10 protein-coding genes and 1 tRNA gene are annotated in these 11,329 nt (G+C 66.9%); 3 read left to right on the top strand and 8 right to left on the bottom strand.

Annotated elements, in window-relative coordinates; translation table 11 throughout:
* Window positions 1-133: 133 nt before the first annotated feature.
* The 4 genes from NED98_RS04175 to NED98_RS04160 all read right to left on the bottom strand — a co-directional run bounded on the left by NED98_RS04175 (window position 134) and on the right by NED98_RS04160 (window position 4,058).
* Entirely contained in the window at window positions 134-1,084 is a 951-nt protein-coding gene (locus NED98_RS04175) for a DNA polymerase III subunit delta' (RefSeq protein ID WP_265312040.1), read from the bottom strand.
* On the bottom strand, window positions 1,081-1,707 hold the full coding sequence (gene tmk, locus NED98_RS04170) for a dTMP kinase (protein WP_179511589.1): 627 nt from the start codon (window positions 1,705-1,707) through the stop codon (window positions 1,081-1,083). The genes NED98_RS04175 and tmk overlap by 4 nt, the downstream gene beginning before the upstream one ends.
* Window positions 1,704-2,879: a D-alanyl-D-alanine carboxypeptidase family protein gene (locus NED98_RS04165; protein WP_265271899.1), complete on the bottom strand. Its 1,176-nt coding sequence runs from the start codon at window positions 2,877-2,879 to the stop codon at window positions 1,704-1,706. Before NED98_RS04165 ends, tmk begins: the two co-directional genes overlap by 4 nt.
* Before the next feature lie 144 nt (window positions 2,880-3,023).
* Entirely contained in the window at window positions 3,024-4,058 is a 1,035-nt protein-coding gene (locus tag NED98_RS04160) for a lytic murein transglycosylase (protein WP_265312039.1), read from the bottom strand.
* A 101-nt stretch (window positions 4,059-4,159) separates the two neighbouring features.
* Between NED98_RS04160 and NED98_RS04155 the strand changes: the two genes are divergently transcribed.
* Window positions 4,160-4,249: transfer RNA gene (locus NED98_RS04155), tRNA-Ser, on the top strand.
* A 273-nt stretch (window positions 4,250-4,522) separates the two neighbouring features.
* Here the strand turns inward: NED98_RS04155 and NED98_RS04150 are convergent.
* The 4 genes from NED98_RS04150 to NED98_RS04135 all read right to left on the bottom strand — a co-directional run bounded on the left by NED98_RS04150 (window position 4,523) and on the right by NED98_RS04135 (window position 8,977).
* Window positions 4,523-4,756 carry a hypothetical protein gene (locus NED98_RS04150; RefSeq protein ID WP_265271895.1) on the bottom strand — a complete coding sequence of 78 codons (234 nt, stop codon included), beginning with the start codon at window positions 4,754-4,756 and terminating at the stop codon, window positions 4,523-4,525.
* 161 nt (window positions 4,757-4,917) lie between these two features.
* The gene (locus NED98_RS04145; RefSeq protein WP_265271892.1) at window positions 4,918-6,096 is read right to left on the bottom strand and encodes a vWA domain-containing protein; all 1,179 of its coding nucleotides are present in this window, start codon (window positions 6,094-6,096) and stop codon (window positions 4,918-4,920) included.
* Between the two features lie 170 nt (window positions 6,097-6,266).
* On the bottom strand, window positions 6,267-7,565 hold the full coding sequence (locus tag NED98_RS04140; protein WP_265312038.1) for an amidohydrolase family protein: 1,299 nt from the start codon (window positions 7,563-7,565) through the stop codon (window positions 6,267-6,269).
* Window positions 7,562-8,977: an amidohydrolase gene (locus NED98_RS04135; protein WP_265312037.1), complete on the bottom strand. Its 1,416-nt coding sequence runs from the start codon at window positions 8,975-8,977 to the stop codon at window positions 7,562-7,564. The genes NED98_RS04140 and NED98_RS04135 overlap by 4 nt, the downstream gene beginning before the upstream one ends.
* 268 nt (window positions 8,978-9,245) lie before the next feature.
* On the opposite strand from NED98_RS04135, the gene NED98_RS04130 reads away from it, so the two are divergent.
* Both NED98_RS04130 and NED98_RS04125 read left to right on the top strand, forming a co-directional pair.
* The gene (locus tag NED98_RS04130) at window positions 9,246-10,394 is read left to right on the top strand and encodes a CaiB/BaiF CoA transferase family protein (protein WP_265312036.1); all 1,149 of its coding nucleotides are present in this window, start codon (window positions 9,246-9,248) and stop codon (window positions 10,392-10,394) included.
* A 47-nt stretch (window positions 10,395-10,441) separates the two neighbouring features.
* Window positions 10,442-10,993, top strand: a complete 552-nt coding sequence (locus NED98_RS04125; protein WP_265312035.1) for a (2Fe-2S)-binding protein — start codon at window positions 10,442-10,444, stop codon at window positions 10,991-10,993.
* The last annotated feature ends 336 nt before the right edge of the window (window positions 10,994-11,329 follow it).

Here is an 11,329-nt window from a genome sequence, read left to right as displayed (position 1 = left end):
GGATATGGCAGATGGAATGCCCGTCACCGCACCCTCACTTGTGCTCCCGCGGCGGCGGGAGCCCGGACTGGGTCCCCGCCTTGGGTTCCCATCTAAGCAATACTTTGATGGGGGCCCTTCGCGGGACACAAGGTTACGAACGCGCCAGCCGCGCCACCACTCCCGCCAGTTCGAACACCGTGCCCCCAGCGTCGAGCGACAGGCGCCGCGCCGCGCCGGCGATCGCCTGCGCTTCCTCATAGGCATCGAGCACCACGCGCAACTCGTCCCCGGCGCGCTCGGGCGCCTGCAACGCGATGAACTCCGGCGCGCGATCGAGGAACGCCTCGTAGCGCGGCTGTGCCGCCTTGGTCGACAGCGCCTTGGCGAGCCGCGTGCGCTCGGCATTGACGCGGTCGCCGGTGCGCGCGATCGTCGTCAGCGCATTGTCGATCGCGCCGAGATCGAGCCCGGCGTAGCGCAGCGCCCGCCCTGGCGACCCCGCCGCCGCGCGTACCAGCGCCTCCAGTTCGTCGCCGCGCAGATCGGGCGCCTGTTCCCGCAGCACCTCGCGCACCTCGCGCTCGTCGAGCAGGTTGAAGCGCAGGGTGCGGCAGCGCGAGCGGATCGTCGGCAGCAACCGCCCCGGCGCATGGCTGACGAGCAGGAAGACGGTGCCGGGCGGCGGCTCCTCGAGGCTCTTGAGCAGCGCATTGGCGCCCTCGCGCTCGAGATCGTCGATCGCGTCGATCACGATCACCCGGCGCGGCCCGAGCGACGGGGTGGTGGCGAACAACGGATGCAGCGCGCGGACCTGCGCGATCGTGATGCTCCGCGCCAGCCGCGTCTCGCCGCGTTCCTCTTTCTCCAGCCGCGCCAGCTCGCGATAATCGGGGTGCGACCCGGCCTCGATCAGCGCGCGAGTGCGTTCGCCGGTCGCATCGCCGGCGGACGAAGCGAGCAATCGCGCTGCCGCATCGCGCGCGAACCGTCCCTTCCCCACCCCCTGCGGGCCGGCGAGCAGCCAGGCGTGATGCAGCACGCCGCTGTCGATCGCCGCGTCGAAAGCCGCGCGTGCCGCGGCATTGCCGTGGAATGACGTCATGGCAGCAGATCGGCGAGCCCGTCGAGCAGCGCCGCGGTGACCTCGGCGGGCGGGCGGGTGGCATCGACGCGGCGAAAGCGATCGGGCTCGACGCGGGCGAAGCGATCGAACGCCTCGGCCACCGCGACATGGAAATTCTCGTCGCGCAACGCGAAGCGATCCGCCCCTGAGCCATCACGCCCCGCGGCGCGGCGCGCGCCTTCCGCCGGGGGCAGTTCGAGCACGAAGGTGCGGTCGGGCAGCAGCCCGCGCGATCCGAAGGCGTGGAGCGCGAGGATCGCGGCATCGTCGATCCCGCCCGCAACCCCCTGATAGGCGCGGGTCGAATCGATATAGCGATCGGAGATCACCCAGGTCCCTGCGCCGATCGCCGGGCGGATCGTCTTTTCGACATGATCCGCGCGCGCGGCAGCGAACAGCAATGCCTCGGTATGCGCGCTCCAGCGCTGCACGTCGCCCTGCATCAGCAGCCCGCGGATCGCCTCCGCGCCCTCGCTGCCGCCGGGTTCGCGCGTCACCAGCGTCGGGATGCCGCGCGCCTCCAGCGCGGCGGCCAGCGCGCGCACCTGGGTCGACTTGCCGGCTCCCTCCCCGCCTTCGAGCGAGAGGAAGCGACCGATCATCCGAACAGTCCGGTCAGCCCGGCCCAGGCGCGCCCGAAGAAACCCGCCTGCCCGACATCCTTCTCCGCCGCGAGCGGCAGCGTCTGATCGGGCAGCCCCGGCGAGGTGACGACCAGATCGGCGATATGATCGCCGGCCTTGATCGGCGCCTTGACCGGCCCCTGATAGACGATCTTGGCGCTGAGCACCGGCACCGCGCCGGCGGGCAGCGCGACCTTCAGATCGCGCGGCGCTACCAGCCCGACGCTCGACGAACTGCCGAGCTGCACCGCGGCGTCGCCGACCTTGCGGCCCTGCTTCACCACCGGCTTGGCCTGCCACGCGCGGAAGCCCCAGTCCATGAAACGCACCGACTCGCTGATCCGCTGGTTAAACCCGGTCAGCCCGGCGACGACCATCACCAGCCGGCGCCCGTTCTGTTCCGCCGAGCCGGTGAAGCCATAGCCCGCTTCCTCGGTATGCCCGGTCTTGAGCCCGTCGGCGCCCGCGACGCGGCCGAGCAACGGATCGCGGTTCGCCTGGGTGATCGCCGCGCCCGAGCCAAGCGTCTTGCCCCAGGTGAAATCGGGGCGCGAATAGAATTGCTTGTAGAGCTTGTAATGATCGGTGATCGTCGCGGCAGCGAGCTTCGCGAGATCGCGCGCGGTGACATAGGTGACGCCATTGTCGGGCCAGCCGTTGGAGGTGCCGAAATGGCTGTTGGTCAACCCGATCCGCTTGGCCGCCTCGTTCATCCGCTGGACGAAGGCATCCTCGGTCCCCGAAATCCCCTCCGCGAGGACGACGCAGGCGTCATTGCCCGACAGCGTGACGATCCCGTAGAGCAGATTGGCGACCGACACCTTCTCACCGGATGACAGGAACATCGTCGAACCTGCTGCCGGGCCATGCCATTTCTGCCAGGTTTCGGGGCGCACCTCAAATTGCTGGTCGAGCTTCAACTCGCCGCGTTTGATCAGATCGAACGCGACATAAACCGTCATCATCTTGGCCATCGACGCCGGCGGCATCCGGCGATCGGCGTCCTTCTGGTACAGGATCGCCCCCGACGACAGATCCTCCATGAACGCCACCGGCGCCGGCGTGTCGAACTGCGGCGCCGACGCGACCGAAGGATAAGTGACCGACAGCGCGATCGCGGGGGCAGCAAGCACGTAGGGGATCTTGGACATGGAGCGGATACTCAGCGGCTAAACGATGATCGAAACGGTGCCATAGCCGCGCGGTGCGGCATCGTCACCCACGCGCTGCGGATTGGCATTCTTTACCGTCACGCCGGGCTTGATCCGGCATGACGGTAAATATGGGGAATTGCCTTAGCGCTCGACCGCATCGGCGAGCAGCCCGACCGAGAGCGCATAGAAATTCGAGCAATTGTAGTCGAGGATCACGCGATAATTGCCGGTCAGCAGATAGGCGGTCTTGCCGGGGCCGTCGGGCTCGAGCAGCGTCGCGAGCACATTGTCCCCCGGCCACGGCCGATCCTGCGGCACCAGCCCGAGCGCGCGCCATTCGGCCATCGTTCGCCACCCGCTGTGCCGTTCGAACACGCGCGGGCAGCGCGGCGAGACGAGCCGGTTGGCCTGCCCGCCGCGATCATAGCCGGCGGGCACATTGACCGCGATTCCCCAGGGCTGGCCGGGGCGCCAGCCGGCGTTGACGAAATAATTGCCGATCGATGCCAGCGTATCCGCCGCGCTGTTCCAGATATCGGCCTTGCCGTCGCCGTCGCCGTCGCGCGCGAGGCGGAGGTAGATCGAGGGGAGGAATTGCGGGTTGCCGGTGGCACCGGCCCAGCTGCCCTTGAGGTCCGCGCGCGATACGCCGCGATCGAGCATCTTCAGCGCGGCGACGAACTCGCCCGAGAACAGATCGCGGCGACGCCCCTCATAGGCCAGCGTGGCGAGGCTGCGCAGCAGATCGAAATTGCCGGTATAGCTGCCGTAATTGGTCTCGTGGCCCCAGATCGCGACCATGATCGATTCGGGCACCCCCGTCTCGCGCTCGACCGCCGCGAGCCGGCTGCGATTGGCGAGATAGGCGGCGCGCCCGCGGCTGATCCGCGCGGCATCGACATGCTGGATGCGATAAGGCGCGAACATCGCGACCGGGGCGTTGGGATTGCCGCCGGGCTGCTGCCGATCGAGATCGACGACGCGCTGGCTGAAGGTGAGCGTCGGGAAAACCGAATCCACCGTCGCCGGGCGGACGCCCGCGGCCAGCGCCTGGGCGCGGAGCGTCGGCAGATAGGCCTGGAATCCCGCCTCGTCTTGCGCCGCAGCCGGCGTGGCGATCGATGCCGCAGCAAGCAGAGCAAACCCGGCGATGGTGCGCGTAAGCAACCCCCTCATGCCGCTTATCTTGCACGGCGCGCGGCATTGTGAAACAGCAAGTCATCGCCGGGCTTGCACATATCGTCGCAGCACGCCACAGCGCGGCTCCCGCGCGACGCGGAGAGGTGGCCGAGTGGTTTAAGGCAGCGGTCTTGAAAACCGCCGTGGGTGCAAGCTCACCGTGGGTTCGAATCCCACCCTCTCCGCCAGCGGCAAAAACGCTAGCTTACCCGTTGTAAACGACCGAAATCTTGTTGCCCGCCGGATCGCGGAGATAGGCGGCGTACCAATCGAGCCCATAGTGTGGGCGCGGGCCGGGGCGCTTTCGTCGCTTCCGCCGTGAGCCATCGCCGCCGCATAGAAAGCATCGACTTCAGCGCGGGACTTGGACGAGGATATCGTGCAAGTTGAAACATATCAAGAACAAAGCCGCAAGATGCCGGGAAGCGCGCGTTACGCCTCCCGACCAGCTCCGCGATCGCCTATTTAGGCGCTTTGGCCGCGTCCATCTTCTTGTCCTTCGACATCTTCATACCATCGGCTTTTTTGTCCGCCGCAGCTGCCATCTTGCAATGCCCCATCTTGGCATGTTCGGCCGTGCAGGTTTCCATCTTCGCGGGCGCCGCATGCCCCGCGTGGGGATTGGCCGGGGCGTTCTGATGCGCAAGCGCGGGCGATGCGATCGCGAGTGCGATCGCCGAAACGAGAAGCTTCATTGTCCAACTCCAGTGATATCGATCGAAAATTCGTGATCAGATCGCTGGAGCGGGGCGTGGCGGTGGGGCGGTTGCTTCAGGGGATATGCCGGTCAGGGCCGCCGGCGCGGCGGCGAACAGGCGGGGATTTGCGAGCCGCGATCACCGCAAGCAACCCGCCCTCACCGCTTGCGCGTCAACTCGCGCATCGCATCGTCCAGCCCGGCAAGCGTGAGCGGGTACATGCGATCGTTCATCAACTCGCGGATGATCTTGGTCGATTGCGAATAGCCCCATTGCGCCTGCGCGACCGGGTTGAGCCACACCGCCGCGGGATAAGTGGTCGCCAGCCGCTGCATCCACACCGCGCCCGATTCCTCGTTGAAATGCTCGACCGAGCCGCCCGGGTGGGTGATCTCATACGGGCTCATCGCCGCATCGCCGACGAACACCAGTTTGTAATCGTGGGGGAATTTGTGGAGCACCTCCCAGGTCGGGGTGCGTTCGGCGAAGCGCCGGCGATTGTCCTTCCACACCCCCTCATAGGGGCAATTGTGGAAATAGAAGAATTCGAGGTTCTTGAACTCGCTGGTCGCGGCGGAGAACAATTCCTCGCACAGCTTGATGAACGGGTCCATCGATCCGCCGACGTCGAGGAACAGCAGCAATTTCACCGCATTGCGCCGCTCGGGCCGCATATGGACGTCGAGCCAGCCCTGCCGCGCCGTGCCGTCGATCGTCGCATCGATATCGAGCTCGTCCGCCGCGCCCTCGCGGGCGAATTTGCGCAACCGGCGCAACGCGATCTTGATGTTGCGGGTGCCGAGCTCGCGTGTGCTGTCGAGATTCTTGAACTCGCGCTGGTCCCACACCTTGAGCGCGCGCTTCTGCTTGCTCTCGCCGCCGATCCGCACGCCCTCGGGATTGTAGCCCGAATTGCCATAGGGGGACGTGCCCCCCGTACCGACCCATTTGTTGCCGCCCTCGTGGCGTTTCTGCTGCTCTTCGAGACGCTTCTTGAGCGTCTCCATGATCTCCTCCCACGAGCCGAGCGACTTGATCGCCTCCATCTCCTCAGGCGTCAGGAACTTCTCGGCGACCGCCTTCAGCCAATCCTCGGGGATCTCCGCGCCGGGCTGCGCGAAGCTTGTCTCGATCCCCTTGAATACCTTGGCAAAAACCTGATCGAACCGATCGAGCAGCCCCTCGTCCTTCACATAGACCGCGCGGCTCAGATAATAGAAATCCTCAGGCGTGCGATCGATCACTTCCTTGTCGAGCGCCTCAAGCAGCAAGAGATGCTCCTTGAGGCTCGCGGGAATCCCCGCCCCGCGCAGCTCGTCCAGGAAGTTCAGGAACATAGGGTAAATTCCTCCAAGCGACCTGAGAAGCCTGCCAAACTTTCCTTCGTCATTCCCGCGAAGGCGGGAATCCAGAAGCACTGCCGTCGCGGTTCGATTGCTAAGGCCAGCCAGAATGGATTCCCGCCTTCGCGGGAATGACGGGAGAAGAGCGGCATTCTCACATAATCTCAGCGCCGGTCATAGGCCTTGGGCAGCGCGCCCTCGGTCGGGGTCAGATAGCGATCGCGCAATTCGGTCTGGCGCGAGTGCATCGGCTGCGGCTTGCCGTCGATCCAGATCGCGACCGGTTGCGATTCGATCTCCAGCGGATCACCGTCCCACAATATCACATCGGCACGGCGGCCGGGGCGGAGCGAGCCGATCTCGCCGTCGAGCCCGAGCGCTGCGGCCGGCCCCGAGGTGATCGAGGCGAGCGCCTGCCCCCAATCGAGCCCGGTCGCGCCCGGGATGCGGGTGATCGCGACGAGATTGCCCGCATATTGGCGGATATTGTGCTCGCCGCCCGATGCGCCGTCCGCCGAAAGGCCGACCTGCACCCCCGCGGCGCGCATCCGTCCGACGTTCGATTCGGTCGCGGCGACCGCCTCGAAACTCTCGGGCAGATCGGCGAGCGCGGCGGCGATCACCGGCACCTTGGCGGCGGCGATCTCACGCGCGACGCGCCACCCCTCGCTCGCGCCGGTCAGCACCAGCCGCAGCTTGGGATAGTCGCGGGTCAGCCCCAGCACATTGCGGATATCGCTTGCACGGTCGACATGGACGACCAGCGGCACCTGGCCGTCGATCACCTTGAGCAGCGCCTCGGCATCGCTGCGCTTGATCAGCGCGCCGCGATCGCGCCCCCCGAACGTCGCCGGGTTGCGGCGATAATCCTGCGCCTGGGTGAGCGCGTCGCGGAACAGCGCATAAGCCGCGGGGCGGCTGCCGCCCGCGTCGCGGGCGCCATGCTCGCCGAGCTCGACATATTGGAAGGCGCGCGCGCGCATCACCGGATCGGCATCGTCGCCGAGATCGATCACCGCGCCCTGCCCGGCGAAGATCGAATTGCCGGTATCGGGCGCGACGAGCGCGCGGGTCACCCCGCCGAGCCGCTCGTTGGCGATCTTCACCCCGGTCGGGTTTATCGCGGTGGAAACGTCGATCGCGGCGGCGAACGGGCTGCCCTTGGCGCTGCCGTCGTTGCTTTCCTCGATCCCGTTCGCATCGTGCAGGCCGAGACCGGTGAAGCCGGCCACGAGGCCCGGCGAAACCCACTTGCCGTGCGCGTCAATCACCTCGGCACCGGCGGGCGCCGCCACCCCGCTGCCCGCGGCAATGATGCGTCCGTCGCGAAAGACGAGCGTGGCGTTCTGGATCGGCGCGCTGCCGTCGCCGAGCGCGACGGTGGCGCCGGTGATCGCGACGGTCTGCGCCAGCGCCGGGGCGGCGATCAGCGCGGCGGCGGAAAGGAGCAGGGCGCGGATCATTTGACGTCTCCCGAGCCGGGCTGGCCAAGCTCGAAATCGCTCACCGGGCGTCGTTTCGGATCATTGGCATCATAAAGCAGCGCGCCATCCACCCACACCTTCTCGGGGCGGGTATAGACGCTGAACGGATTGCCGTTCCACAGCACGACATCGGCCATCTTGCCCGGCTTGAGGCTGCCGGTCTGATTGTCGATCCCGAGCGCGCGGGCGGGGTTGAGCGACAGCCATTTCCACGCCACCGCATCGGGGATGTCGATCCCCGCGCGGCGCCCGGCGGACAGCGCCTTGGCGACTTCCTGGTTGAGCCGCTGGATACCGTTGGCGTCGTCGGAATGGATCATCGCGCAGGCGCCCGCCTTTTCGAGCAGGGCGAGATTGGCGCCGATCCCGTCATAGCTTTCCATCTTGAAGCCATACCAATCGGCCCATACCGCGGCGCAGGTGTCATTGGCCTTGAGCAGATCGGCGATCTTGTACGCCTCTACCGCGTGGTGGAAGGCGGTGACGTGATAGCCGAACTCCTTCGCCATATCGAGGACGGTGGCCATTTCGTCGGCGCGGTAGCAATGGTTCTGCACCCGGATCTCGCCGGCGAGCACCCCGCGCAGCGTGTCCATCGCGATGTCGCGCTCGGGCTGATCGCCGCCGTCGCGCTCATATTTGTCCCATTTGCGCTTGTAGGTCTGCGCCTTGGCCCAGGTCGCGCGATCGACCGCGATATTGCCCATCCGCGTCGAGGGCTCGCGGCCCTTGGAGCCATAGACGCGCTTGGGATTCTCGCCGCACGCCATCTTGAGGCCATAGGGCGCGCCGGGGAATTTCATCGCCTGGGTGGTGCGCGCATAGACGTTCTTGAGCACCACCGAGCGCCCGCCGAACAGATTGGCCGAGCCGGGCAGGATCTGCAGCGCCGTCACCCCGCCATTGGCGAGCGCGCGGCCGAAGCCCGGGTCCTGCGGCCACACGCTATGTTCGGCCCATACGTCGGCGGTGACCGGCGCGGTCGCCTCATTGCCGTCGGAGAGCGCGCGGATGCCGGGGCTCGGATAATCGCCGAGATGGCTGTGGATATCGATGACGCCGGGGGTGATCCACTTGCCCTGCCCGTCGACCACGCTGGCGCCCGCCGGGGCATCGAGCGTCTGACCGATCGCGACGATCTTGCCGTCGGCGAACAGCACCGAACCATTGTCGATCCGCCCGCCCTCGCCGTCGAACACGGTGACGTTGCGCACCAGGGTCGGGACGCCGGGATAGCGATGATAGGTCGAAGGGTAAGGATCGCGGGAATAGGCCTTGCCCGGCGTGCTCGACGCGGTTTTCGGCCGCTCCCCGTTCGCCCCGCCGCACGCCACCAGCGACAGCGCCACCGCCGCTCCGGCAAGCAGGCGCAGCCCCCTCACATGACCCATCTTTTATCTCCCATCATGGCGCGCGGTGATGGCCGCCGGGCCGGGCAAAGGCAAGAACGGATCGCTCGATCGCCTGTCGAGAATCCCCCACCCCTCATGCTGACGAACATCAGCATCCAGCGCCGCAGACATCGCCACTCGCGGCTCTGGATGCCGGGTCAAGCCCGGCATGACGATCAAAAGGCCTTCCATAACTTTTGTCATGTTTAGCTTGTCGCGCCGTTTGTCGCGCGATAGGCGTTGCGCAACGAAGCAGGAGAGAGACGTCGTGAGCAGCCCGCCCCTATCCGGCATCCGTATCGTCGAGTTCGCCGGGATCGGCCCCGGCCCGTTCGCGGGGATGATGCTTGCCGATCACGGCGCCGAGGTGATCCGCATCGATCGCCCGGCGCGCGGCGGCGGGCTGACGATCGACGCGCAGGATTCGCTGCTGCGCAGCCGCAAGTCGATCGGGCTCGATCTCAAGAACCCGGCGTCGATCGCGGCGGTGCGACGGATCGTCAAATCCGCGGACGCGATCATCGAGGGCTTCCGCCCCGGGGTGATGGAACGGCTCGGGCTCGGGCCGGAGGTGCTGCTCGCCGACAATCCCAGGCTGGTCTACGGCCGGATGACCGGCTGGGGGCAGACCGGCCCGATGGCCTCCGAGCCGGGGCATGATATCAACTATATCGCGATTTCGGGCGCACTCCACGCGCTCGGCCGCAAGGACGAGAAGCCGACCCCGCCGATCAACCTCGTCGGCGATTTCGGCGGGGGCGGGATGTTCCTGGCCTTTGGGATGCTCGCGGCGCTGCTCCACGCGCGGGCGACCGGCGAGGGCCAGGTGGTCGATGCCGCGATGACCGACGGCTCGGCGGTGCTGATGTCGATGATGTGGTCGTTCCGCGCGATGGGGCGGTGGAGCGATGCGCGCGGCACCAACCTGCTCGATACCGCGGCGCATTTCTACGACACTTACAAGACGAAGGACGGCCGCTTCATCTCATTGGGCGCGATCGAGCCGCAATTCTATGCCGAGTTCCGCAAGATGATGGGGCTGACGGACGAGAAATGGGCGGCGCAGATGGATGCGCGGCAATGGCCCGCGCTCAAGGACGAATTGACCGCCCGCTTCCGCGAGAAGACCCGCGACGAATGGGTCGCTGCGTTCGACGGGCATGAAGTGTGCTTCGCCCCGGTGCTCGGCTTCGACGAGGCGTGGGCTCATCCGCACAATCGCGCGCGCGGCACCTTCGTCGAGGCGGGCGGCGTGCGCCAGCCGGCCCCTGCCCCGCGCTATTCGAAAAGCCCGACCGTCGCCCCGGTCATGGCCGGCGAGCGGCAGGATGCGGCGATCCTCGGCGAATTGGGGTTCGACGCGGCGGAGATCGCAGCGCTGATCACCCCGGAGGCCGCTTCCCGCACGGGGACGTGAAAATTTCGCCGCTGTCCATCGCCGCGCGCCTCGCCTAATCAGGCGCGGTGCCCAAGCTGACGGTGAACAACGAAGCGATCGAATATCGCATGGACCCGGCGACCCCGCTGTTGTGGGCGCTGCGCGACGCATCGAACCTCACCGGGACCAAATATGGCTGCGGCACCGGCAGCTGCGGCGCGTGCATCGTCGATATCGACGGCAAGGCGGTCAAATCGTGCCAGATCACGCTCGACGCGGTGGAGGGCACGTTCGTCACCACGATCGAGGGGCTGTCGCCCGATCGCACGCATCCGGTGCAGCTCGCGCTGATCGCCGCCAATGTGCCGCAATGCGGCTATTGCATCCCCGGCATCGTCATGGCCGCCTCCGTGCTGATCCGCCGCAACCGCAACCCGAGCGACGAGGCGATCGCCGGTGCGATCACCAATCTGTGCCGCTGCGGCATCTATCCGCGGCTGGTGGAGGCGATCCAGCGCGCGGCGAGCGCGATGCGCGGCGACGAGCCGCTGGCGACCGGCGCCCGCCCCGGCATTGACCCGCGCGAAGCGGCGCGCATCGTGCCGGCGCTCGATCCGGGATCGCAACGCCCGCGCTGACGGAGCGTTTAGAGAATATTCGTCTGTCATTCCCGCGAAGGCCGGAATCCATTCTGGCTGGTCTCTGCGATAGAATCGCAAACCGCAGTGCTTATGGATTCCCGCCTCCGCGGGAATGACGGGAGGAACTGGGTGGCGTTTCCAAACCCTCTACGATGCGTTGCGGTTGGCGCGCGGGCTGCTACCGTCTGCGCAAAACGATCGACTAAGGGTCCAAACTCACTCAGAACAACGCCATGACGGAGCGGATTTTGGCGCCAGGCAAGGAGCAAGGAGGGAGCGATGCTCACGCATCGTGATCGACGCGCGACGCCGCATGGCGCCAAAAGCCGCCCG

Origin of the sequence: Sphingomonas lycopersici (assembly GCF_026130605.1) — a bacterium.
Classification (GTDB): Bacteria; Pseudomonadota; Alphaproteobacteria; order Sphingomonadales; family Sphingomonadaceae; genus Sphingomonas; species Sphingomonas lycopersici.
Note: the sequence above shows the minus strand (reverse complement) of the source record. Positions and strands in the feature narration are given on the sequence as shown.

Excerpts from the sequence above, each read along its gene's own strand:
- NED98_RS04175 (WP_265312040.1), bottom strand. The coding sequence starts at position 1,084 with ATGACGTCATTCCACGGCAATGCCGCGGCACGCGCGGCTTTCGACGCG.
- tmk (WP_179511589.1), bottom strand. The coding sequence starts at position 1,707 with ATGATCGGTCGCTTCCTCTCGCTCGAAGGCGGGGAGGGAGCCGGCAAG.
- NED98_RS04165 (WP_265271899.1), bottom strand. The coding sequence starts at position 2,879 with ATGTCCAAGATCCCCTACGTGCTTGCTGCCCCCGCGATCGCGCTGTCG.
- NED98_RS04160 (WP_265312039.1), bottom strand. The coding sequence starts at position 4,058 with ATGAGGGGGTTGCTTACGCGCACCATCGCCGGGTTTGCTCTGCTTGCT.
- NED98_RS04150 (WP_265271895.1), bottom strand. The coding sequence starts at position 4,756 with ATGAAGCTTCTCGTTTCGGCGATCGCACTCGCGATCGCATCGCCCGCG.
- NED98_RS04145 (WP_265271892.1), bottom strand. The coding sequence starts at position 6,096 with ATGTTCCTGAACTTCCTGGACGAGCTGCGCGGGGCGGGGATTCCCGCG.
- NED98_RS04140 (WP_265312038.1), bottom strand. The coding sequence starts at position 7,565 with ATGATCCGCGCCCTGCTCCTTTCCGCCGCCGCGCTGATCGCCGCCCCG.
- NED98_RS04135 (WP_265312037.1), bottom strand. The coding sequence starts at position 8,977 with ATGGGTCATGTGAGGGGGCTGCGCCTGCTTGCCGGAGCGGCGGTGGCG.